Annotated in this window: 23 protein-coding genes; 6 read left to right on the plus strand and 17 right to left on the minus strand. The window is 66.8% G+C overall.

Annotated elements, in window-relative coordinates; translation table 11 throughout:
• Positions 1 to 37: 37 nt before the first annotated feature.
• The 10 genes from ACGFNJ_RS15460 to ACGFNJ_RS15505 all read right to left on the minus strand — a co-directional run bounded on the left by ACGFNJ_RS15460 (position 38) and on the right by ACGFNJ_RS15505 (position 9983).
• A complete protein-coding gene (locus ACGFNJ_RS15460) occupies positions 38 to 649 on the minus strand; it encodes a hypothetical protein (RefSeq protein ID WP_393447645.1) in 612 nt (203 codons plus the stop codon).
• 140 nt (positions 650 to 789) lie between these two features.
• Positions 790 to 1746, minus strand: coding sequence for an MlaD family protein (locus ACGFNJ_RS15465; protein WP_393447647.1), 957 nt, complete (start codon positions 1744 to 1746; stop codon positions 790 to 792).
• Positions 1743 to 2816, minus strand: a complete 1074-nt coding sequence (locus ACGFNJ_RS15470) for an MlaD family protein (RefSeq protein ID WP_393447649.1) — start codon at positions 2814 to 2816, stop codon at positions 1743 to 1745. Before ACGFNJ_RS15470 ends, ACGFNJ_RS15465 begins: the two co-directional genes overlap by 4 nt.
• On the minus strand, positions 2813 to 3916 hold the full coding sequence (locus tag ACGFNJ_RS15475; RefSeq protein WP_393447651.1) for an MlaD family protein: 1104 nt from the start codon (positions 3914 to 3916) through the stop codon (positions 2813 to 2815). The genes ACGFNJ_RS15470 and ACGFNJ_RS15475 overlap by 4 nt, the downstream gene beginning before the upstream one ends.
• Positions 3916 to 4944: an MCE family protein gene (locus ACGFNJ_RS15480; RefSeq protein WP_393447653.1), complete on the minus strand. Its 1029-nt coding sequence runs from the start codon at positions 4942 to 4944 to the stop codon at positions 3916 to 3918. The genes ACGFNJ_RS15475 and ACGFNJ_RS15480 overlap by 1 nt, the downstream gene beginning before the upstream one ends.
• Complete coding sequence (locus ACGFNJ_RS15485) at positions 4932 to 5936, minus strand: MlaD family protein (protein ID WP_393447655.1); 1005 nt, start codon at positions 5934 to 5936, stop codon at positions 4932 to 4934. The genes ACGFNJ_RS15480 and ACGFNJ_RS15485 overlap by 13 nt, the downstream gene beginning before the upstream one ends.
• Positions 5933 to 6979 carry an MlaD family protein gene (locus ACGFNJ_RS15490; protein WP_393447657.1) on the minus strand — a complete coding sequence of 349 codons (1047 nt, stop codon included), beginning with the start codon at positions 6977 to 6979 and terminating at the stop codon, positions 5933 to 5935. The genes ACGFNJ_RS15485 and ACGFNJ_RS15490 overlap by 4 nt, the downstream gene beginning before the upstream one ends.
• A 3-nt stretch (positions 6980 to 6982) precedes the next feature.
• Positions 6983 to 7846 (minus strand): MlaE family ABC transporter permease, encoded by an 864-nt coding sequence (locus ACGFNJ_RS15495; RefSeq protein WP_393447659.1) that lies wholly within the window; start codon positions 7844 to 7846, stop codon positions 6983 to 6985.
• Position 7847: 1 nt separating this feature from the next.
• A complete protein-coding gene (locus ACGFNJ_RS15500; protein ID WP_393447661.1) occupies positions 7848 to 8690 on the minus strand; it encodes an ABC transporter permease in 843 nt (280 codons plus the stop codon).
• 201 nt (positions 8691 to 8891) lie between these two features.
• Entirely contained in the window at positions 8892 to 9983 is a 1092-nt protein-coding gene (locus ACGFNJ_RS15505) for a calcium:proton antiporter (protein ID WP_393447663.1), read from the minus strand.
• Positions 9984 to 10238: 255 nt separating this feature from the next.
• Here ACGFNJ_RS15505 and ACGFNJ_RS15510 point away from each other — a divergent pair, with 255 nt between their 5' ends.
• Positions 10239 to 11072, plus strand: a complete 834-nt coding sequence (locus tag ACGFNJ_RS15510; protein ID WP_393447665.1) for a patatin-like phospholipase family protein — start codon at positions 10239 to 10241, stop codon at positions 11070 to 11072.
• A gap of 234 nt (positions 11073 to 11306) precedes the next feature.
• Positions 11307 to 12452, plus strand: a complete 1146-nt coding sequence (locus ACGFNJ_RS15515; protein ID WP_393447667.1) for an FG-GAP repeat domain-containing protein — start codon at positions 11307 to 11309, stop codon at positions 12450 to 12452.
• 8 nt (positions 12453 to 12460) lie between these two features.
• Here ACGFNJ_RS15515 and ACGFNJ_RS15520 read toward each other — a convergent pair whose 3' ends face one another.
• Positions 12461 to 13264 (minus strand): transglutaminase family protein, encoded by an 804-nt coding sequence (locus tag ACGFNJ_RS15520; RefSeq protein WP_393447669.1) that lies wholly within the window; start codon positions 13262 to 13264, stop codon positions 12461 to 12463.
• 140 nt (positions 13265 to 13404) lie between these two features.
• Between ACGFNJ_RS15520 and ACGFNJ_RS15525 the strand changes: the two genes are divergently transcribed.
• Positions 13405 to 14067, plus strand: coding sequence for a phosphate uptake regulator PhoU (locus ACGFNJ_RS15525; RefSeq protein WP_393447671.1), 663 nt, complete (start codon positions 13405 to 13407; stop codon positions 14065 to 14067).
• 34 nt (positions 14068 to 14101) lie between these two features.
• Here ACGFNJ_RS15525 and ACGFNJ_RS15530 read toward each other — a convergent pair whose 3' ends face one another.
• Complete coding sequence (locus ACGFNJ_RS15530; RefSeq protein WP_393447673.1) at positions 14102 to 15013, minus strand: LysR family transcriptional regulator; 912 nt, start codon at positions 15011 to 15013, stop codon at positions 14102 to 14104.
• Between the two features lie 70 nt (positions 15014 to 15083).
• Here ACGFNJ_RS15530 and ACGFNJ_RS15535 point away from each other — a divergent pair, with 70 nt between their 5' ends.
• Complete coding sequence (locus ACGFNJ_RS15535) at positions 15084 to 16397, plus strand: TDT family transporter (RefSeq protein ID WP_393447675.1); 1314 nt, start codon at positions 15084 to 15086, stop codon at positions 16395 to 16397.
• Positions 16398 to 16536: 139 nt separating this feature from the next.
• Here the strand turns inward: ACGFNJ_RS15535 and ACGFNJ_RS15540 are convergent, their stop codons facing one another.
• Complete coding sequence (locus ACGFNJ_RS15540; RefSeq protein WP_393447677.1) at positions 16537 to 17400, minus strand: RNA polymerase sigma factor; 864 nt, start codon at positions 17398 to 17400, stop codon at positions 16537 to 16539.
• 148 nt (positions 17401 to 17548) lie between these two features.
• The gene (locus ACGFNJ_RS15545; protein WP_393447679.1) at positions 17549 to 18424 is read right to left on the minus strand and encodes a haloalkane dehalogenase; all 876 of its coding nucleotides are present in this window, start codon (positions 18422 to 18424) and stop codon (positions 17549 to 17551) included.
• A gap of 695 nt (positions 18425 to 19119) precedes the next feature.
• On the opposite strand from ACGFNJ_RS15545, the gene ACGFNJ_RS15550 reads away from it, so the two are divergent.
• Entirely contained in the window at positions 19120 to 19851 is a 732-nt protein-coding gene (locus tag ACGFNJ_RS15550; RefSeq protein WP_393447681.1) for an HNH endonuclease family protein, read from the plus strand.
• Here the strand turns inward: ACGFNJ_RS15550 and ACGFNJ_RS15555 are convergent, their stop codons facing one another.
• Complete coding sequence (locus ACGFNJ_RS15555) at positions 19852 to 20871, minus strand: NAD(P)-dependent alcohol dehydrogenase (RefSeq protein WP_393447683.1); 1020 nt, start codon at positions 20869 to 20871, stop codon at positions 19852 to 19854.
• The gene (locus tag ACGFNJ_RS15560) at positions 20868 to 21311 is read right to left on the minus strand and encodes a hypothetical protein (protein ID WP_393447685.1); all 444 of its coding nucleotides are present in this window, start codon (positions 21309 to 21311) and stop codon (positions 20868 to 20870) included. Before ACGFNJ_RS15560 ends, ACGFNJ_RS15555 begins: the two co-directional genes overlap by 4 nt.
• 129 nt (positions 21312 to 21440) lie before the next feature.
• Between ACGFNJ_RS15560 and ACGFNJ_RS15565 the strand changes: the two genes are divergently transcribed.
• Entirely contained in the window at positions 21441 to 22232 is a 792-nt protein-coding gene (locus tag ACGFNJ_RS15565) for a helix-turn-helix domain-containing protein (RefSeq protein WP_393447687.1), read from the plus strand.
• 284 nt (positions 22233 to 22516) lie between these two features.
• Here ACGFNJ_RS15565 and ACGFNJ_RS15570 read toward each other — a convergent pair whose 3' ends face one another.
• On the minus strand, positions 22517 to 23437 hold the full coding sequence (locus ACGFNJ_RS15570; protein ID WP_393447689.1) for a LysR family transcriptional regulator: 921 nt from the start codon (positions 23435 to 23437) through the stop codon (positions 22517 to 22519).
• Between the last annotated feature and the right edge of the window lie 44 nt (positions 23438 to 23481).

Below are 23481 nucleotides of genomic sequence, written 5' to 3' on the forward strand. Positions count from 1 at the left end.
GAGCATCTCAGCCGTGTCGATCGATTTTCGATCGGCGCTACCGCGGGCCTGGCACGGCGGGCAAGGGTTCCGGCTCGCCGCCCTGCCCCCGCGGTACGCAGAGCCACTGGCCTTCGGGACCGAGCAACCACTGCGCGACAATCCCGTTGTGTGAGCAGTCGTCACCGATCTGATGATCGTCGCGCGCTTGCTCCTGCGGCACGCACATCCACTGTCCGCCACGCAGATCCCACTGCGCGACAACGCCGCCGGACGAACAGTCCTCGCCGACTTGATGTTCGACACCACCCTGCCCCTGCGGCACGCACATCCATTGCCCGCCACGCAGATCCCACTGCGCGACGATGCCGCCCGCCGAGCAGTCGTCGCCGATCTTGCGGGCGGGCAGCGGCGGTGCGACCGGTGTCGGCGGCCCAGGACTCAGCCGGGTCGGTGCAGGCGAGGGCAGTGTCGGCGGCAGGGTGCGCGACGCGCCGGGTGAGGTGGCGGTCGCGGTGGCCGATGGTGTCGATTTCGGGTCCGCCGAGTCGGTGCCGGAGCGCAGCAGCAGCCCGATCGCGACCACCAGCGCCAGCGCGGCGGCGAGCACGGCCGCGATGGCCAGCACACGGGTGTTGTCGGATCCGCGACCGCGGTCGGGAGTCACCATCGAAACCGCCTTCACTGCTGACAGGAAAAACCGGTACGAATGCTGAGCTATCCGGCACGTTACCCGAACATTGCTGGGTCGCGTATTGAATTATGAGAATTGTATTTTTGCAGGTAAATGCCACTAAATGAATTAGCTGATCATTTGACGGTGACCCGCACCTTGACCGCATCGTCGTCGGTCGATGCCAATGCCTGCGATATCAGCGCGCTGATATCGATCTTGGGCGCCACCGAATTGACGGCCTCCAGGAGCGGCTGCAGCACCGGCAACGTCTCCTTCAGATCCGGGCCGACCTTGTTCAGCCACTCGGTCAGCTTCTGCAGGAACGGCACCGTCCCGTTGGGTTCGAGATACTCCTCCGGGTTACGTCCGGTGCTGGTCAGCCTGCCGACCGATTCGACGAGCGCGTTCAACGACTCGCCGAACCGCACCAGGGCGGGCGCACCCGCCTCGGCGCCGGGGCCGGTCCATTGCATATCGCCCGCGGTGAACTGGAAACTGCGGAGCAGTTCGGCGATCCGCGGCTCTCTCGACATGATCGTGGAGGCGAGCAGGTCGCCCGCGCGCGTCAGCCCGGGAATCACCGGCGCGGTGCCGTCGAGCGACTGGCCGAGGTTGCTCACCAACGAGCCGACCACCACGGGATCGAGTTGATTCAGGGTGTTGCTGAACAGCCGGGCGACCTCGGGGATGGACCGCGGCGAGAGCACCTCCGAGGTGTCGAGCCGCTGACCGTCCTTCAGGTACGGTCCGTTGTCCGCGATCGGCTTGAACTGCACATACGGCTCACCGAGCCCGGACAACTGTTCGATGGTGATCGTGCTGTTGGTCGGCAGACGGTCGGTGTTGTTCACCCGGAACCCGACCTCGACCCCACTCATGGTGCTGTCCACGGAGGTGACCTTGCCGACCGGGATGCCGGTGAGCAGGATCGGCGAGCCGACGGCGAGCCCACCCGAATCCTTCAAAACCATGGAGGCATGGGTGTATTCGGCGAACGGGTCGGCGCGCACCACGTCGAAGGTCAGATAACTCGCGCCGAGCACGGTGATGGCAGCGATCCCACCGAGCGAGGCCAGCGAACCCAACTTCATCGCACCACTCCGATCATGCGCAAGATCTGGATGATCCGATCGATCTGGTCTTGCTGAGACACCGAATCCACCTGCACCTTGGTGACATTCACCTTCGGTCCGTGTTCGGCGAACGGAATCACCTTGTCCCGCAAGAACTCCACCAGCAGCTTCAAGTTCGTCGGCTTGCTCAGATCCAGCGGACCACCCGTGGCCAGCGGCACGAATGCCTTCACCGTGCCGTCCAGGCCCCCGAGGACCGGGGCGAGCCAGGTCAACGACTGCCCGAGCGGACCGAGCTGGGCGAAGATGTTCGTCACGTTGTGAATGGAGCTCACCGAATCGGTGACCCGCTGCACCGACTTCTCGCTGAGCAGTTCCTCCAGCTGAGGCATGAGGCGGTAGTTCTCATAGACGTTGGCGTCCAAGCCATCCAGCATCTGGGTGACCTTGTCCTGGTTGGCCGCCAGGTCGATGAGGTCGGAGCGCATCGTCTCGGAGATACGCGCGGTCTCCTTCGGCTCCGGCGGCAACACCGAGTTGAACCGGCCGATGATGTCCTGCAGGTTGCCGACCGCGCCGCCCTGGTTGAAGAAGGCCAGCGCGGCCATCGTGTCCTCGAGCTGCACCGGCGCCTTGGACCGCGACATCGGGATGGTGTCGCCCGAGCCGAGCAGCGAGCCGAACCCGTCGGGCGGGGTGGTCAAGGCGAGGTGGATATCGCCGAGCACCGTGTTCTGCCGCAGTTCCGCGATGGTGGTCTTCGGTAGTCGCGCCGAGGTCGAAATGTCGGCGTCGACAACGACATACCCGCCGCGGCCGGCGGGCGCCTTGTCCGCAGGCACCACGGTGACCTTGTTCACCGTGCCGACCTGGGCGCCGTTGGCGACCACCTTGGCCTTCGCGGGCAGATTCAGGACGTTGGCGAATTCGATCCGGATCCGATAGGTGTCGCCGGACACCGTGGTGCCTGGCACCGGCACCGAGGACGGATCGAACGCGCAGCCGCCGACCGCGAGCCCGGCGGTCACCGCGAGCGCTACCGCGATGTGCCGCAACGGAATACGCCGTGACCAGAAGTATCGGCTCATCGAGCACCTGCCGTTCCAAGCACCAACCGTGCGATGTCGACGTCGACCAGTCCGTTCGCGGCGCCGGAGCAGCGTCCCGGTGCGAGTGCATTCACTGCCGCGCATACCTGTTCCGCGTTCTGTTCCGGGATCCGCACCCGCGGCGGGGCATAGGTGATGCCTGCCGCATTGGTCGACTGGTCGGTGACGGTGCGGAATCCGGCGACGAGCCCCGGCACCATCATGATGATGTCGCGCAGCGATCCGACATTGGCGCGCAACAGCTTTATCAGTGGCACGGTGAAGTCCAAGCCACGCAGGATCGTGCTACCGAACATGGTGACGATCTCGTTCAGCATGGGGAACACCTGGCGCAGCGCGTCGAACAGTTCGACGCCGGGCAGGAGCAGATCGTCGCTGGACTGATCGAGCACCGGTCCGACCCGCGTCATCATGGATTTGATGTCGGGCCAGTACTGGGCGACCTTCTTCGACACCGCGGCGAACGAATCGAAAATGCCTGCCAGGTGGGCGATGTCGGCGTCCGGTGAGGAGACCGCAGAGCCGAGCTTGTGGATCAGCGCGTTGATCTGCGGGCCGGTGCCGGAGGACGCCGCGTCCAACGTGGCCAGGCCCTTGGACAGCGAATTCTGCTGCCCCGCTTCGGCTCCGTTGAGCTGTTCGGACAGCTGCCCGAGCGCGTTGAGGGTTTCGGTGAGACTCTTCGGCGTCACCGTGTTGGTGATGCAGGTGCCCGGCGCCCAGCGCTGCAAGTTCTTACCGCTGGCCAGCACCGCGAGATTGCGGTCGGCGACCACGGTGTCCGAGACCGTGGTGGCCGAAGCATCGGCGTAGACAGGGTATTTCGCGTCTACGTCGAAGTCGACGCGAACATCCTTACCCTGATTGCGCACCTTGCTGACGCTGCCGACGGTCAGGCCGCGCATCGTCACCTGATTGCCCGGATACAGCCCGATGCTGTCAGGCATGATCGCGCAATAGGATTCGGTCCGCTTCAATGGATCGAAGGCGATGACATAGCCCGCCACCGCGACGGCGGCGACGACAACGGCCCCGGCGATCGACATGAACGCCCGGGATCCGAGCACCTGTTTCAGCATCAGCACGCCTTTCCGGGAAGCGGGATGCACACGCCGGCGGGCGCCTGGATCGTCTGGCCGGACTGGTCCACCGTCACACCGCCGTCGGGCGCGAACTGCTGCATCTTCTGCCCGAGGCTCTTCGTGGCGTTGATGAGCGGTTCGATCCGGTCGGCCATCCCCTCCAGCTTGTTCACCGCGTCGGCCAGCGGCTGCGCCATCGGCTTGAACGTAGATTCCCAGGCAGGCACCAGGAAGGTCGCGCGCTGCAACACACTCTTGAGGTCGGCGATCGCTTCGCGCAGCGTTGCGCGCTTGTCGATCAGCACGGTCTCCAGCAGGTTGATGTTGTCGATCATCCGGTGGAACTCGCCCCTGGCGCTGTCGTACAGCTTCACGTTCTCGTCGGCCACCGCGATGGCGTTGGACACCTGGGTCCGCTGCCGGTCGATGGCGTCGACGAACTTGCTGACCGTGTCGAGCGTGGTGCGCAGCGTCTGCGGCGCCGCGGTGACCGACTTGTCCAGCGCGGCAAGGTTTTCCCGCAGGGTGCTGCCGTCGATCTTGCTGAGCGGTGCGGTCGCGTCCTGGAAGGTCTGCACCAGGCTGTAGGGCAACCGCACCCGATCGAGCGGAATCACCTTGCTGCCCAACGGTTTCTTGCCCGCCGGGGTGACCGCGACGTAGTGCCCGCCGACCACGGTCAGCATGCGAATGTCCAGCGTCGTCTCCTCGCCGAGGAAGACATCGGAGTCGACGGTGAACCGCATGACCACCCGATCCGGCTTCAGCTCCAGCGATTTCACCTTGCCGACCGAGATGCCGGCCAGGCGCACGTCATCGCCCGCCTTCACCGACTGCGCCTCGGACAGCTCGGCGGTGTAGGTCGTCTTGCCGATCGGCACGGCGTACAGCACACCGGCCACCACGATGCCGATCAGCACGAGCACCGCGCCCGCGATGCCGAGCCGCACCTCGCGGCGCTGCGTCGACGGCTCGTCGAGCACCGGCTTCTCACCGCCGAACCAGCGACCGATCATGCTTGGCATATCGCCACCTGCTGTCCTGCGATCAGCACCCGCAACGGCATGGGCACCTCGGCATTTCCCTTGCTGCACACCGGTTTCACACTCGCAGGAGTGCTCGGCAGCGCGTTGTCGAGCGCGGTGATCAGCGCGGGCAGCTTGCTGAACAGCTCGACGGCCTGCGAGGTATCCGGGAAGACGGTGCGAATCAGTGCGTTGACGTCCTGTCCGCTGTCCTTGGTGATCCCGAGCGAGCCGAGCAGCCGGTCGAGCGGACCGAACACCCCTGGCCCGGTATCCGCGAAATCGGCGAGCCCGTGCACACTTTCGGCCAGCGACTGGTAGATGTCGGTGTACTTGGCCAGCAACGGCACCAGGTAGTGCTGCCTGCCGCCGACCTTCTCGTTGAGCTCGGACATGTTGCGCACCACCGTGCCGATCACCGCCTGCCGGTTGCTGGCGTACTTGCTCAACTGGTCGATCGCGTCCAATGCCGCGCCGACGCCGCTGCTGTCGCCCTCGACCACCGCGAGCAGGCTCTTGGTGAACTGGTTCACCTGTTCGGGTGAGAAGGTGGCCAGCACCGGCTTGAGGCCGTTGAACAGGCTCGTCACGTCGAAGGACGGCACCGTCATCTTCGTGTCGATGCGCGCGTCCGCGGGGATCCGGACACCGGGTTTCGGCTGCTGCTGCAGGTCGATGTAGCGCTGGCCGGTGAGGCTCTGGTACCGGATGGCCAGCATGGAGTTGTCGTAGATCGGTGTATCGGTCTTGACCGTGAGCTTGACCTTGGCCTTGTCACCCTCGAGCGACAGGCCCTCGACCTTGCCGACCTGCACGCCGTACATGCGCACGTCGTCGCCGACCTTCAGCCCGTTCGCGTCGGTGAAGATCGCGTCGTGCGCCTCGGAGTCACCGCCGACCGGGCGCTTGATCGCCGTCAGCACCAGCGACAGGATCACGACCATGACCGCGGCGAACAGGGCGAGCCGCCAGGCCGCACCACGTACCGTCATCGGGCACCTCCTGGAGTCGCGGGGGAACCGAGCAGGGGCACCGCGATACCGGGCACGCCACGCAGATCCACGTCGAGATCGAGGACCGGCCCGTCCGGCGTATCCGGCATCGCCCGCCGCAGATTTCCGAGCAGTGCGCGCAGCTCGGCGGCCGACTGCTGCGGCCGAGGAACCAACTGCGCCAACATGACCAGCGTCGGCGCGAGCATGTCGGTGGTGCCGGAGAGGTAGCCGCCCGTGACACCGAGCGTCTTCGACACCTGAGGAAGAATGACCTCGTTCATCGTCTGCACGGCGTAGTCGAAGTGCTGCTTGTCGGTCTGCACGATGTTGATGTGGTTGAGCCGGTTGATCACTTCGACACCGGAGGCGGCGAATTTGGAGGCACCGCTGAACGCGGGACCGAGATTGCCTGCCAGTTCCGAGGGTTTCATCGTCTGGTTGTCGGCGATGCTGCGCGCCACCGTGATCAGCGCCTGCATGAGCGGCGTGAAGGCACGGAAATCGGAGGACAGCTGCGAGAGCGCCGTGACCATCTGCGGGGTCAGCACATTCGCGCCGACCTGGGACAGGCTGCGCAGCACGCTGCCGAGGGTGGCGTCGTAGACATCGGCGGCCCGCTTGCCGGTGAACTCGACCAGCGCACCGTTGTGCAGCGGGGAACCGCCTGTCCCACGGCGCAATTCGATCTCGCTGATGCCGAACAGGTTGGCGGGCGAATAGTCGATCTTCAGGCTGTCGTCGATGCCGTGCAGCCGGGAATCATCGAGCTGCAAGGTGATTCGCTGGGTGCCGAGTGCGTCCGGCGCGACCCGCGCGACCTTGCCGACCCGCACCCCGTCCAGCCGGACATCGCTGCCCTCGCTGATGCCGTCGCCGATCTGCTCGGTGCGCAACGCGATGCGCAGTCCGTCCGGCGAGCCGGTATTGCGATAGACGACAGCCGCCAGCACCACCACCACGATGAGCAGCAGCACCGACCCACCGACCACGCGCGACTTACCGCGGTCGGCATCGACCCCTGGCATTCCATACTTCGGCATCCGCTACCCCGTAAAACTGATCGCCGAATTGAAGCCCCACAGGGCGATGGACAGCACCATGTCGATCGCGATGATCGCGACGGAGCTGGCGCGGACCGCGCGCCCCGATGCGATGCCGACACCCTCCGGCCCGCCGGTGGCGAAGAACCCGTAATAGCTGTGCACCAGGATCACTACCGTTCCGAAGATGGCCACCTTGATCACCGAGGCGATCACGTCGAAGCCGGAGACGAACTGGAAGAAGTAATGGTCGTAGACGCCGGCGGACTGACCATGCACCAGCGTGATCAACCCGCGGCATGCCGCGTAACTCAGGATCAGCGCGATCAAGAACGTCGGCACGATGGCGAGCGCGCCCGCGACCACCCTGGTGGTCACCACGAAGGGCACCGAGCGCAGGCCGAGCGCCTCGATCGCGTCGATCTCCTCGGAGATGCGCATCGAGCCGATCTCCGCGGTGATCCGGCAGCCCGCCTGGGCGGCGAACCCGATCGCCGCCGCGATCGGCGCCAGCTCGCGGGTGGTCGCGTAGGCCGAGACGAGGCCGGTCACCGGCCCCATGCCGAGAGTGTCCAGGGTGGCGAAGGCTTCGACGGCGACCGACGCGCCCATCACCAGACCGAGCACGCCCATCATCGGCACCGTGCCGCCGCCGACGATGACCGAGCCGCGGCCCCAGGTCATGTCGGAGATCGCCCGCATGGTCTCGCCGCGATACCGCTTGAGCGTCAACGGAATCGCCGAGAGCACCTGCCACACGAACACCGCGACGAAACCGAATGATTCGGCGCCGCGCACCAGCACGCTGCCCCGGCGCGCGTAGCGCTTGATCCAAGCAAATCCCTTGGGCGCGTATGACGTTGCCATATCACGCCAGCTTCGTCGGTAGGAACATCGCGGTGACCTGGGCGGCAACCAGGTTCACGACGACGATCGACATCACCGAGAGCACCACCGCCGCGTTCACCGCGTCGGCGACGCCGCGCGGGCCGCCCTTGGCCTCCAGCCCGCGTTGGCAGGCGATGACGGCGACAAGGAACCCGAAGATGATCGCCTTCAGCAGGGACACCCACACGTCGGCGGGCGTGGTGAACGATCCGAAGGTCGCCCAGTAGCTGCCCGGCGTGACACCGAGGCCGGCGATCGCGACCGCATAGCCGGACAGCACGCCGACGAAGATGATCAGGATGTTCAGCAGCGGCGCGACGACGAGCATCGCGGCCATCCGCGGGATCACCAGACGATGCACCGGGCTGATGCCCATGGTTTCCAGCGCGTCGATCTCCTCGCGGATGGTGCGCGCGCCGAGGTCGGCCGCGATGGCCGCCGAGCCTGCGCCGCCGAGCAGGAAGCCGGTGGCGATCGGCGCGCCCTGCTTGATGACGCCGAGGCCGCCGGTCGCGCCGAGCAGCGAGTCCGCGCCGAGGGTGTGGATCAGGTTGCCGACCTGGACCGAGACGATCACGCCGAACGGGATCGCCATCAGGATCGCCGGAATGGCCGTGACGGTCACCAGTCGCCAGGCCTGCAGCAGCGCCTCACGCCACTGGAACTGGCCGCGAAGGAGATCGGTGAAACCACCGACGACGGATTCGTGGGCAATGCCGACCGCCCTGCCGAAGGTCCGCAGCGAGGACACGATGGTGTCCGAGAAATTCTTGCGAACGACCGAGGCCGCGGACTCGTCGACTTTTCGTGTGTCCGGCGTCATTGCCGATGCCCTCTGGCCGCGCCTGCGGCACTTTGTGTGTCGAAGTTCATGGCGCACTCTCCGCATCCCGGCAATCAATGCCAACTAATTGCAAGCTAATCGTTACGCTAGGTCACAACAAAATCGGAGGGCTGTGACCCTCGCCACTAAAAAACGATCCTTGCCATCCTGGCGACTGATGCGTGATCCGAATCACTTCGCTTAGGGACTAGCGGCGAGGAACACAAAAGCCGAGAACAGGGCCAAATGGACACCGCCCTGCAATAGCGTCGCCCGGCCGGGAACAACCGTGAGTACGCCGACAACGACTGTAAGCCCGAGCAGCACCATTTGGGTGGCGCCGAGGCCGAGCACCAGCGGACCGTCTAGCCAGATGGTTGCTACAGCGATCGCCGGGATGGTCAACCCGATGCTCGCCATCGCCGAACCCAGCGCGAGATTGAGGCTGATCTGCACCCGATCCCGCCGCGCGGCCCGCACCGCGGCCAGGGTCTCCGGCAGCAGCACCAGCAGCGCGATCACCACGCCGACGGCAGAGGGCGGTAGCCCCGCCGAGGCGACGGCGGACTCGATGGACGGGGACACGACCTTGGCGAGCCCGACCACACACACCAGCGCGACGAACAGCAACGCCAGGCTCACCACGGCAGCCTTGGCGGTCGGCGAATCATCGTGGTCGTCATCGTCGGCGACCACGCCATCACCCTCGACGGGCAAGAAGTCGTCCGGATGACGCACCGTCTGCACCATGACGAACAAGCCGTAAAGCGCGAGCGAGGCGACCGCGGCGAAGACCAATTGGGCAGGCGAGAACTCCGGTCCGGACGCGCTGGTGGTGAAGGTCGGCAGCACGAGACTCAGCGTCGCCAGGGTCGCGACGGTGGCCAGCGCGGCACCGGTGCCCTCCGCGTTGAACACCGCTACCCGTCTGCGTAACGCGCCGACCAGCAGCGCGAGTCCGAAGATGCCGTTGCAGGTGATCATCACCGCCGCGAAAACGGTGTCACGGGCCAGCGACGCCGCCTTCTCACCACCGGAGATCATCAACGTGACGATGAGCGCGACCTCGATGATGGTCACCGCGACCGCGAGCACCAGCGACCCGAACGGCTCGCCGACCCGGTGCGCGACCACCTCCGCGTGATAGACCGCCGCGAGCACCGCGCCGATCAGTGCGGCGGCCACCAACACCACCGCGACTCCCGACAAACTTCGCCCCCAGGTGAGCGCCAGGGCGACTGCAGCGAGCAGAGGAACAACAACGGTCCAGCGGTCGGTCAACACACGGATCATGGGATCCATCGTTACAGCTAACCCTTCGCATCCAGGTCAGACGAGTGCCGCCGGGCGATTTGCCCGTTTCGTTCAGCCAGCGATCATTGGCTCGGCCCGCCCGGACGAGGCTGTCCTCGTCAGGAAAGTCCGCGAGCTCGAACCAGCTGGCCATGCCCATCACCCAGGTGGCACCGCGGACCGGGATCGCGGTGGCCTCGACCAGCCGCGCGTGTCACGACTGAGGCAGATCGAGATCGCGACAAGATGATGGCCATGATCGAGACCTCCTCGGCCGCGCCTCGACGAATCGCGCTGGTGCTCGGCGGCACCGGGCTGGTGCGGATGGGGTGGCTGGTCGGGCTGGTGCACGGGCTGGCCGACCGTGGCGTACACCTGGGCGAGGCCGACCAGATAGTCGGCACCTCGGGCGGCGCACTCGTTGCGGCCATGCTGACCACGCAGGGTGATGTGATGTGGTTGCTTGGTCCGGACGCTTCGCCTGCGCCACCGGCTGATCCGCAGGTCACCGCCGACGCACTGGCTGTGCTCGGGGAACCGGGCCTGGATCTGACCCAGGCGCGGCGCAAGATCGGCGCGAAGGCGGTGGCGGCCGCGAGCGGAGATCCGCACCAACACGTTGCCCGCATGCGCGCATTGACCGGAACCGCACGATGGCCACAACGGGATCTCGTGATCACCGCCATCGACATCGACACCGGCGCACTGCACGGCTGGACACGCGACGGAGCGGCGTCGCTACCCGAAGCCATGGCAGCCAGCACCTCGGTACCTGGCCTGCTTCCCCCGATTCCGATCGACAACCACTGCTACATCGACGGTGGCGTCGGTTCCTCGATCAATGCGCACCTGGCCGCAGCCGCGGACCTGATCATCATCATCGAAGCTGTGGCCGATGAATTCCCGCACCTGCCGACCGATCAGGATCTCGGTCGCGCCACCGCTGTGACCCTCGTACCCGACAGCGCCGCGATTGCCGCCTGCGGCGCCGACAGTTTCGACCTCACCCGCCAACCCGCCGCCTACAACGCCGGCCTTCGCCAATCCGAGGACGCGGCACAGCGTTTAAGGCGACTCGACCTGTTCTAGCCACAGCAGCCCGGGTGTGCGTCGAGCCATGAAGTCCGAGTGTCGGCTGGGCACTGCGTCATGTCACGCGGCTATGTCTTCGACATAGTGCCGAATTCACGGTTGGCACACTGCTGCACCGAATTGTCTTCGCGGTAGGCAATCCGACAAATAGTCATAGTTATCGCGGTATGTGTGTGAAGCACGCCATAAAGTCCGGGCCCTGCAATACCTCTCAGCACACCGGGACAATTCATGAACGCTTCTCGCCTTCGTCCGCGCGGCCTGGTTCTCGCCGCGACCGCTGCCACCCTCTGTCTGATCACCCCGATCGCCGCGCACGCCGCAGGCACGATCACCTTCGCGCCGAAGGTGGATTCGCCCTCCGGCGGCCAATTTCCGTCATGGGGACCTGGCCCGTCACCGATCGGCATGGTCACCGCCGACTTCAACGGGGACGGTAAGGCCGATGTCGTCGCCGCCGATTTCCAAGGGGCAGGGCCGGTGCTGATGACCGGGCAGGGGAACGGTCGCTTCAACACCGGGACCAGGGTCGGCAATGTCGGCAACGGGTTCGGCGCGATCGGCGTCGGCGACCTGAACGGCGACGGCAAGCCGGATGTCGTCGCGCAGGCGTGGACGACGATCGCGACGTTCCTCAACAACGGCAACGGCACCTTCGGCGCGCCGAAGAAGTACACGGTGCTCGAAGGCGCACAGCAAGAGGTGATCGTCGCCGACGCCAACGGGGACGGCAAGGCCGACGTGCTCGCGCTGGTGCCCACCGGCGTGCAGACCTGGTTCGGCAAGGGCGACGGCAGCCTCGACGGCGGGCCGGTCAGCTCGATCCCTGGCGTCGCGGCCGCCTTCACGGTCGGAAAGTTCAACGCGGACAACAAGATCGATATCGCGATCAACAACGATGTGCTGCAACAGGTGCAGGTCTTCACCGGCGACGGGGACGGCTCCTTCACCCGGCGCGGCGCGAGCACCTCGGGATTGATCACCGAGGACATCCGCGCAGGCGATTTCGACGGCGACGGCATCGACGATGTGATCACCGCCGATTCGTTCTCGCTCAGCACCACGCTGCTGCATTCCGACGGGCAGGGCGGATTCAAGAAGACCGATCGGATCCCGCTGTCCGGACTCGGCCCGACCAGCATCGCGGTCGGCGATTTCGACAAGGACGGCAAGCTGGACGCCGCGATGTCCGCGGTGGTCAGCTCGCGGATGGTGATCTTCCAGGGCAACGGGACGACCGTCACCAAGACCGGCGATTTCGAGGTCACCTTGGCCCCGCAGACGCCGGCGCTCGCCGACTACGACGGTGACGGCAAGCTCGACATCGCGGTGGCGGGCGCCGTGAACGCGGTGTCGTTCCTGAAGAACAACTCCTGAAATCCGGCTCAGCCGAGCGAGACTGGGGTGACGTGGTCGTCGTAGGGCAGATAGCCCTCGACGAACGCGGTCACCCGCAGGCTGTTCACGATGATCTCGCCGCCGTGGTTGTCCAGGAACGCCACGTCGGAGGCGTCGCGGCCGGTGGCGATCCGGACCAGCGTCGAACGCGGGGCCAGGCCGGTGGCGTCGAGCGCGCGCCAGCTGCCGTCGACATAAGCCTCGGCCACCGCGTGGAAGTCCATCGGCGAGCAGCCCGGCGCGTACACCGATACCACCCGCGCAGGCACTTTGACCGCGCGAAGCAACGCGACGACCAGATGGGTGAAGTCACGGCACACGCCGGCACCGGACAGCAGCGTCTCCACCGCACCGTCGATGGGGTCGCTGCTGCCCGCGACGTAGCGGAGCCGGCGCCCGACCCACGCCGACACCCTGGCGGCGAGCTCGGCATCCGGTGGGCCGGAACCGAATTCGGTGGCGGCGAAGCCGAGCAACTTGTCCGACTCGGCAAACCGGCTCGGCCGTAGATAGAGCGCGAGATCGTAGTCCGACGGCGTCTGCGGTGGCGCGGCACCGAGCACGGTCGCGCTGTAGTTCGCGCGCAAAGTGCCTGTGCCGACGGAGAATTTGTGAATCCTGGTGCCGTGCGGACCGGTGATCTCCCACGGGGTGACGGTCCAGCCGTCGAGGTCGAACACCAGGGATTCGGTCAACTCCAGATTCGACTGCCTGGCCACGGCGATCTGGAACTCCAAGGTGGTCGGCGCGGTGATCGCCACCTCGAGCTGGGCCGAGACATCGCGCTTCACTACACAATCCTGCCAGCTGCGGTCCAATGCCTCCATATTCTCGGCCATCGAAGCGGATTCGGCATCATATGCGTAGTCATTTCGGTGACCAGGAGGGGATTCATGGGTCTGGACACGGGGATATAGGCGAGAATTTGCGCGTGCGCACCCAGTTCACTCGCGAGCTCGTCGCGTTGACCAATGACCTGACGTTGATGTGCAGGCTCACCCACGACGCGGCCGAACGGGTGACCGAGGCGCTCATCGGCGCCGATCTCACGGCCACCTACGAGGTTTTCGCGCTCGACGAACGACTACAGACGATGTACGGCGCGTGCGAGGCACGCACCGTCGTGCTGCTCGCGTTGCAGGCGCCGGTGGCGCGCGATCTGCGGCACGTGGTCACCGCCATTCAGATCGCGACCGAGCTGTCCCGGATCAGTGGGCTGGTCAGCCGGGTCGCCGAGCAGGTGTACCAGAGTCATCCGGGACATGTTGCCCCGCAGACCATTCTGGAGATCCTCGCGGCGATGGGCAGGCTCGCGGCGCACCACACCGCGCTCAGCGGCCAAGCCGTCGCCACCGGTCATCAGGAACAGCTCAGCGAGCAGGATTCCGGGGTCACCGCGATGGATGCCCTGCACCAGCAACTGCATACGGTGCTCGCCGACCCCACGGTGGCGCAGCCGACCACAACGGCCATCGATATCGCGCTGCTCGCGAATCATCTGGAACGCTGCATGGATCACACCGCTCGTATCGACAGGCTGATCCGGTTCCTGGACACCGGGATTCCGCCGACCGCCCAGCCGGTCGACTCTTGAGCTCGCCCGCCACGACCCACCGTCCTGCCACAGGTCAGGTGGTGTCGCGGCGGGCGATGGCGTATAGGTCGTGGGCCGGACCGGTCAGTCGATCGCCCGTCGGCCAGACGGCGCGAAGGACGCGCTCCAGGTCGAGGCCGGTGACCGTCGGCGAAACCAGGGTGCCCGCAGCGATTTCGGGCGCGACGGCCAGTGAACTGAGCACGGCAGGGCCCGCACCCGAGGCGACGGCGGTCTTGATGGCGGTGGTGGAGGACAGTTCCAGCGCCACCTCGGGTGACCAGCCCTTGCGCACGCGAGTGACCGCGTTCTCGAACCAGGTGCGGGTGCCCGAGCCGGATTCTCGTTGAATCAGTGGGGTTTCCGCGAGTTCGTCCAGGGTGACGGTGCCGCGGCGGGCCCAGCGATGCGAGGGCGCCACCACGACGACGAGCCGGTCGCGCGCGACCTGATGCGCCGCCAATCCCGGGAAATGCTGCGGGCTTTCGATGAATCCGATCGCGGCCTTCCGGTCGAGCACAGCCTTGGCGACCTCAACGGAGTTGCCGGACTCCAGCGCGAGAGCGGTGCCGGGCGCGGCGGCGCGCAACTGCATCAGCCACCCGGGGAACAGGTACTCGGCGATGGTTTGGCTTGCCGCGACGCGCAGCTGCGAGTGCCGCTGTGCGCGCAGCGTGTCGATGCCCGCGTCGAGCTGTTCGGCCGCGTGCACCACACCGCGTGCCCACTCGGCGATCAGCGACCCGGCCGCGGTCGGGCGGGAACCGAGGGTGGTGCGCTCGAGCACCGGCATCCCGACGAGCTTCTCCAGGTACCGGATCCGCGAGGACGCCGAGGGCTGGCTGATGCCGTGTGCCTGTGCCGCGCGACCGAGGCTGCCCAGCTCGATGACCGAAAGCAGCAGGTCGAGCGCGGACAGGTCGGGGACACGCGGCGACAACGGCATAGAACGAGTCTATGCATGCATAGGAATGTGCCCGCTACCTGACACGACAAGTTGCGGCGACGCTGGAGACATGACCGCCACCGTGACCTTCGAACCCGCCGCATCGCGGCGTCAGGTCGGCGAGGTCGACCACCCCGCCGAGTCCCGGGTTCAGCGCGCTGAGGAGCGCCGCGTTCCCGGCAATCATGAGCAGCGCGCCCATGGTGAGAACGCGCGCCGCGCCCAGCGCAACAACGAGCGCCGCGCCCTGCGCAATGACGAACACCTCGCCCTGCGCAGCAACGAGCACCGCGCCCAGCGCAACGACGAGCAGAGCTCCCTGCGGCACCTCGGGCCGAACTGGTTCGCCGCGGTGATGGGCACCGGCATCGTCGCCAACGCCGCGGTCACCCTGCCGCTGCAATTTCCCGGACTGCGCGGCGCGGCCACCGTCATCTGGGTGCTGGCCGCTGCCGTGCTTGTCGCGGTGAGCGTGGCATGGCTCGCGCATCGAATCCGGTTCGCCGACACCGCCCGCGACCATCGCGAGCACCCGGTGATGTCGCAGTTCTTCGGCGCACCGCCGATGGCGCTGCTGACCGTCGGCGGCGGCACCCTGCTGCTCGGCAGCGACGTGCTCGGGACGCCCGCCGCGGTCGCGATCGACTGGGTGCTCTGGACCGCGGGCACCGCACTCGGCCTGCTGACCGCCTTCGCCATCCCCTACCGGATGTTCACCCGGCACCGGGTCGCGCCCGACGCCGCCTTCGGTGGCTGGCTGATGCCGGTGGTGCCGCCGATGGTGTCGGCGACCATGGGCGCGTTGCTCATCCCGCACACCCCTGCGGGCCAGCCACGACTGACCATGCTTGTGCTCTGCTTCGCCATGTTCGGTCTCAGCCTGTTCGCGGCGCTGATCATCATCGCGATGATCTGGTCCCGCCTCGTGCATCACGGCACTCCCCCGGCGGGCATGGTCCCCACGCTGTGGATCGTGCTCGGCCCGCTCGGCCAATCGGTCACCGCCGCAGGACTTCTCGCCACCGCGGCCCCGTCCGTGCTGCCGGGCAGCTACGCCACCGGCATGCTGGTCTTCTCGGTCATCTTCGGCATCGTCACCTGGGGCTTCGCCATGCTGTGGTTGCTGCTCGCGCTCGCCGTCACGGTAAAGACCGCCCGCGCAGGCGAATTGCGCTTCAACCTGACCTGGTGGGGCTTCACCTTCCCGGTCGGCACCTGCGTTACTGGCAGTACTGTCCTCTATACCCACACCGGGGCAGACCTTTTCGCGATCGTCGCGGTCACCCTGTTCGCCATGCTCGTCGGCGCCTGGGCAGTGGTCGCTACCCATACCCTCCGCGGCATCGTGACCGGCGCACTCCTCCACCCCGCGACCGCAACCTAGCCGCACGTCGCGCAGTCAACCGTTTGCGCGCATCGGCACCGCAGCGTCCCACAAACCCTGTCCACTATTCACAGAGGGTGCGGCCCCTGTGAATAGTGGCGAGTCTCTGTGTATCCGCCGGATCGGCAGGCACTGGCGCTCAGTCGAGGAGCGGGAAGCGTCCTGAGTTCAGCAGACCTACGATCGCGTCCATTTTCTGTTGCGGCGCAGCGTAATCGGGGTGGGACCGGAGCACTGCCGCCGCGTCGTGGAGCTGGATCATCTGCTCTTCGGCCTTGATGGCGGTGCGGCCGCCCGGCGTCACCGGATGGCGGGCGAAGGTCGGGTTGCGCGGATCGACCCGGCCCAGTTCGACCGCCTTGTCGACGCGACGCGAGCATCGGCAGAACGCCTTCGAATCGGCCACGCCACAGGTCGAGGTAAGAAACGTGCCGAGACGTTTCTTGGCGCGCTCCAAGCGCTTTCGATATGCCGCAGGGGTGATGTCGAGGATCCAGGCCGCGTCGGTGGAGGTCATCTCGAAAACATCGCCGAGCACGAACGCGACACGCTCGTCGCGGGCCAGGCATTGCAGCATGGCCTGCGAGCAGTTCAGCCGGACCTCGGTGGCGAGCAGCGTCGCCTCCGGGCCGCGATAGTCCTCCTCGGCAAGGCCGTCGGCCAAGCCCTCGCGGTAGGTGTCCAAGCTCAGTTGCGCCGCCTCCTGCGGTGTTTGCCGTTGCAGGTTCAGCAGATAGTTGACGCCGATCCGATACGCCCAGGTGGTCAGCCGCGCCTCGGCCCGCCAGGTGCCGAGATGGCCGAGCACCCGCAGCAGGATCTCCTGCGTCGCGTCCTCGGCTTCGGCGGGCCGCCACACCATGCGCAGCGCCAGCCGATACAGCGGATCCTGTAGCAGGCGCACCACATCGGCGATCGCGTCGCGATCGCCCGCCACCGCGCGCCCGACCAGTTCCCGCTCTTCGGCCAGGACCTGCTCGCCCGCTACCGCATCCACACTCATCCAGCCATCTTTCGATGACCGGTCGGTTCGTGCAAGGTGAATTCGCCGCGGCCGAGCCGCCCGGCGCGGCATGTGTCCGGGCGGCTTGCGGCAGTTCACCGCGGCAGCGTCGGTCGAGCCGATCGACACCGCGCGGCCGACGACCGCCTCAGGACGCTGCGACCGACGCATCGAGGAGCGCATGCTTGCGCAGCCAGCCCGCCACCGCGACCCCGATCTCGTCCGGCCGGTCCTCGGGCACGTGATGCCCGGCAGGCCCGATCGGCGCGACCTCGGCGCTCGCGAACGTGGTTGCTGCCCAGTCGATCGTCTCGGGCGACCCCATGCCGATTCCGTTCTCCAGCGCCATCAGCAGCTTGGGCACCTCGGGCGTCCGCGCCGCCCACTCGCCGTAGTTCCGCACGATCGCCACTACGTCCTCGGGCACCCCGTCCAGCGGGAATTCGCGCGGCCACACCAACATCGGCTTGCGGGATTCCGGGGTCGGGTAGGGCGCGCGGTAGACGTCGTGGTCCTCGGGCGACAGGTTCACCACACCGTGGGGCAGGTTGAATTCGATGAACGTATTCTCCGCCAGCACCATTCGCTCCCCCTCTGCGCTACGGAACTTCTGGAACAGCTCTTGGCCGAGCGGCGGGAGTTCGTCCCAGCGCATCGGCCGCAGGAAGGTCTCGACCAGGGCGATGCCGCGCACCCGGCTGGGATGACGGGCGGCGAAGTCCAGGCCGAGCGCGCCGCCCCAGTCGTGTCCGACGATGACCACCTGGTCCAGACCGAGCGCGTCGAACCACGCATCCAGGTAGCGGGCGTGGTCGACGAACCGGTAGCCGATATCGGGCTTGCCGGACTCGCCCATGCCGATGAGATCGGGTGCCAGCGCCCTGGTCTGGTCGGTGACGTGCGGAATCACGTTGCGCCACAGGTGCGACGAGGTGGGGTTGCCGTGCAGGAACACCACCGGGATCGCGCCGGTGCCCGCGTCGCGGTAGCTGAGGAACGAGTCGAGAACGTCGACGGTAGCCATGATCTGTCCTTTCGAGGTCCGGCGTTGTTGCCTTCACCCGGTTGGACACACCGATGCGCTCCGTTGTGACCGGCGAGAACGTGACGCTCGTCATGCATTTTGAGCGACCTCGTACGTCTCGCAGACACGTCGCCGAACCCGCTACCGCCCGGCATATCCGTATACATCTAGTAGGTACCCGTACGTATGACCCGCCAGTCTGAAATGAACCTGAGAATACGACCGAATCAAGACCATCGGCTTGCCAAGGCCGCGCCTCGTTATCTACTGTCCTAATACGTAACAAGCAGCGCGATCGAGACGGAGAAACACGGTGCACAGGCGAGAGGCGAATCCCCAGTCGCGGGACCAACTCTCGGCAGACACCGATCGAATTCCGATCCGCCCCTGATCATCACGAGCGAGCCCGCCCCGCTGCGCGGCCCGACACCTCGGGATCTCCCTCATCAATCCTGTGGCGTCGGCCAGTGCGGAATCGGACTAGACAACCCCTCCGCGTAGCCGCGCGAAGCCGGGCGCTCTCCCTCGTGATCACGCCACCCCCGAGTCGGCGCCGGCACGGCGACTCGGGGGTGGTGTCATGTCCAGCCCACTTGGCTGTGCGGAACGTCATACCCGGCAATCACTTCCATAACGTCGACCTCCGGTTACGTTGTCGCCCGTTATAGTTCAGGTGGTTGGCGTTAGGAAGTTCGATGAAGTTCACAGCACAGCGAATCGCCCTGATCGGGTTGGCCATCGCGACATTCATCGGAGCTTCTTACTATCTCGTCAATCGGGCCGAGAACCCGAAGGCCAGCGCCCAGTGCACGAACGGATCCGCGCCTGCCTGCGCCGAAGCACCGGCCAGCGTCCCGAGCCGCGAGGCGCTCACACTGCTCGACACGCTCCGGGTCGCCGGGCGCGCACCCAAAACCGGTTACAGCCGTGAGGAATTCGGTCCCGCCTGGTCCGACGATGTGTCAGTGCCCGGTGGCCACAACAAGTGCGACACCCGCAACGACATCCTGCAGCGGGACCTGACCGAGGTGACCTTCAAGGACAACAGCAAGTGTGTCGTCGCCACCGGCACCCTGAACGACCCCTACACCGGCAAGACCATCCACTTCGTCCGCGGCCCGAAGACCTCCGACGATGTGCAGATCGACCACGTCATCGCGCTGTCGGATGCCTGGCAGAAAGGCGCGCAGCAGCTTTCGGCCGACCGCCGCCGCGACCTGGCCAACGATCCGCTGAACCTGCAGGCCGTCGACGGGCCGACCAACCAGTCCAAGAGCGACTCCGACGCCGCGACCTGGTTGCCGCCGAGCAAGGGTTACCGCTGCGCGTACCTGACCAGGCAGATCCAGGTCAAGGCGACCTACACGCTCTGGGTGACTCAGGCCGAGAAGGACGTCATGGCACGGGAACTCAGCACCTGCCCGTGATCACGGCATGGTGACAACGACCTTGCCGAACGGGTTGCCGTCGCGGAAGTGCCGGTAGGCCGCCACCGCCTCGTCGAGCGGAAAAGTGCGATCGATGACCGGTCGCAGCCGATGGTCGGTGATGGCCCGGTTCATCGCCTCGAAGTCGGTCCTGCTGCCGACGGCGATCCGACGGATCGCGAGATACGGCCCGACAAACGGATTCTCGAACTGCTGACCCTCCGGCAGCTCGGTCGCGCCGATCATGGTGATCATCGCGTTGTAGCCCGCGGACCGCACCGATGTCGCCAGCGTCGGCAGCCCGACCGCCTCCACCACGTGTTCAACGCCGTGATCCTCGGTGAGCTCCTGCACTGCGGCGTCCCAGTTCGGGGTCACGGTGCGGTCGATGACCTCGTCCGCGCCGAGCTTGCGCAGTCGCTCGGCCTTGTCCGGACTCGAGGTGATCGAAATGACCCTGGCACCCAGCATTTTCGCGTGCTGCACGGCGAACAGCGCGACCGTCCCGCTACCGACGGTCAGCACCGACGCGCCGGGCGCCACCGGCACCGGCTTCGTCAGCGCCGACCAGGCGACCACGCCTGCGCAGGTCAGCGTGGCCGCTTCGATATCGGTGAGGTGCGCAGGCACGTGCACCACCGAATCCTGCTCGAGCACCGCATAAGTCGCGAGCATCCCGTCGAAGGTGGCGCCGTACTGCTCGACCACCTGAGGCAGCCGCTGCGGTCCGTCGATCCACCGGACGAAGTAGGTACCGGTCACCCGGTCGCCGAGCGCGGCCCGAGTCACGCTGTCCCCGACCGCGATCACCTCGCCGACACCGTCGGAAAGCGGGACGATCCCCGGTGTGGCGGGCAGCGGATAGGTGCCGTCCATCAGCATCAGATCCCGCCGGTTGAGCGAGGCCGCCCTGACCCGGATCACCACCTGATTCGGCCCCGGCCGCGGAACTTCTTGCGGCACAGTGGTCAAGCCGTCGAGGTCATGCCTCGGCTCCAGCCGGTAGGCGATGCCACTCATCGCACGCCCTCGATGAACTGGTGGTCGGTCAGGATGCGTCCCTCGTCATCGAGGCCGATGACGTCGAAACCGCCGCCCGCGATCGAACCGTCGGCCTTCGTCACCATCGTCCAGGTCACACCGATGAGTCCGGCGGGCAGCCGGGTCGCGGCAGGCACGGCGAACGCGTATTCGCCTGGCTCGATGAACATCTCGAACGCGCGGGTCACCCTGCGATCCAGCGCGTCATGGCCGCGCACCTCCAGCGCGGGCAGCGCGAACTGCAGTTTCTCGACCTGCTCGCGCATCTCCACCGGCGGGTCGACCAGGGTCTGGGTCGCGGTGGGCGCCCAGAGTTCGCGGATCTGCTTGCGCCTGGCCGCCGCGTCCGACTCGTTCCACAGTGCGGCGAACTGCTCGGCGAAGCGGGCCAGTTCGGTGTCGTTCAGTTGCTTGCTCATGGGACAGAGTTTTGCGAGCGCGGCGATTCCGCGCGATTCCCGGCAGGGAATAGCCGAATCGCGCCGCGGCTGCTTGCTCATACCCTCCACGGAATAGCGCGGCCGTCGGTGCGCGGCCAGACTGAACGCATGACAACGGTGATCGAAGCCACTGGGTTCGCCCGCCAGCTCAAGCATTGGCGCACGCTGCGCCGGGTCAGCCAGCTCGACCTGGCGATCAAAGCGGACACCACGCAGCGGCATCTGAGCTTCCTGGAACAGGGGCGTTCGCGCCCCGGCCGCACGATGGTGGTGCGACTCGCCGAATCGCTCGATCTGTCGCTGCGAGAACGCAACGGGCTGCTGCTCGCGGCAGGCTTCGCGCCCGCCTTCCCCGAGTCCACGTTGGACACACCGGAATTGGCGCCCGTGCGGGAGGCATTGCGGAGCATCCTCGACGGCCACCAGCCCTACCCCGCGCTGGTCGTCCGGCCGCACGGCATCCTGCTCGCCGCCAACGCGGCCTTCGAGGTGCTCACCGAGGGCGCGGCACCCGAACTGCTGGAACCGCCGGTCAACGTGCTGCGCCTCGCGCTCCATCCGGACGGGCTCGCCCGGCGGGTGATCAACCTGCCGGAGTGGGGGCGCCACGTCACCGAGGCGCTGCACGCCCGCGTCGCGCGCAGTCCTGATCCGGTACTCGACGAGCTGATCACCGAGCTGGAAACCTATCTTCCCCAAGCCGATCCGGGCCCAGACCACCTCGGCTTCGCGGTGCCGCTGCGACTGCGCAGCGACGACGGCGAACTGCGACTGATCACCACCCTCACCTCCTTCGCCACAGCCACCGACATCACCCTCGCCGAGCTGCACCTGGAAGCATTCCTACCCGCCGACGCGCAAACCGCGGAAATCCTGCGCACCCGCGCCGCGCGCACCTGACCTCCGAGGACACCGAATCGCGCTCCCTGCGTGACGGAGACGGCACCGACTGCCTGAACCTGTACTGCCGCACGGTATTCGAGATCCGTCGCACCGAATCGCGCCCGACATTCGGTGCCGGTGTCGAAGTCCTAGTCGGATACAGCCGGGGCTGGACCGTGGCCTGGCAACGGGCGCGGAGCCGATATCGGGGTTGTCTCGGCTATGACGACAACGCGGCCGGGCGGCGAACCAGCCTCTGGGGGCACAGGCTGGGACTTCGACACCGGCTCTAGGCTTGCCGACTACCAGATTCGGGCCGCAGCGCGCAGTGTTGCGAACACTAGGTCGACGTGGGGGCGGGTGCGTGTGCCGGGGCGGCGGACCAGGAAGCCGGTGTTGATCGGCGGGTCAGGCGGCTCGAGCAGGGCCGCCAGTTTGCCCGAATCGAGTTGTGCCGCAACGAGGTAGCGCGGCAGCACGCTGATGCCCGCGCCTGCCGTCACCGCGGCGGCGACCGCGCGCAGGTCCGCGACGACCACCGACGCCTCGCCGATCAGTCGGATGCCGAACACGTGGCGCCAATACCGTCGCAGAATCGGTAGATCGCCCGCGTAGCTGACCAGCGGCACCCCGGCAAGCGCGCCGGGGCCTGCCGCCTGCAGCCTCGCAGTATCGATGCTTGCAGCCACTTCGGGTGCGGCGACCAGGACGAACTCCTCGTCGGACAGCGGCTCGGCCAGCACGGTCCGGCCTCGCGGCCGCATGGTCGACACCACCAGGTCGTAGGTCCCTGCGCGCAGTCCGGCCAGCAGATCCTCTGAGAGCCCGGCCGTCACGGTCAGCCGCACGCCACGCTCGATCAGCGGCGCGAGCGCGGGAAGCGCCTGCACCGCAAGCATTTCCGCGGGCCCGGCGAGCCGGACCGGCGGCTGCGGCACCGACTCGGTCGCCACGGACCGCCCGGCGACGGCAGTCAACGCATCCAACGGCTCGGCGATCCGCGCCGCCAACTCGGCCGCCGCCGCGGTCGGTGCGACCCCACGCGGCAACCGCTCGAACAACCGCCCGAGCCGCTTCTCCAATGCCTGCAACTGCGCCGTCACGGTCGGCTGAGACACCCCGATCAGCCGCGCACCAGCGGTAATCGACCCCGCCCGATACACAGCCAAAAACGTGCGCAACTGATTCAGATCCAAGCTGCCATCAGAATCCCTATCGCTCACCCCACCACCCTATTACTCCCCCGATCCGCCCTCGCTGCCCGTTC

It is taken from the genome of Nocardia sp. NPDC049149, assembly GCF_043197455.1.
Classification (GTDB): domain Bacteria; phylum Actinomycetota; class Actinomycetes; order Mycobacteriales; family Mycobacteriaceae; genus Nocardia.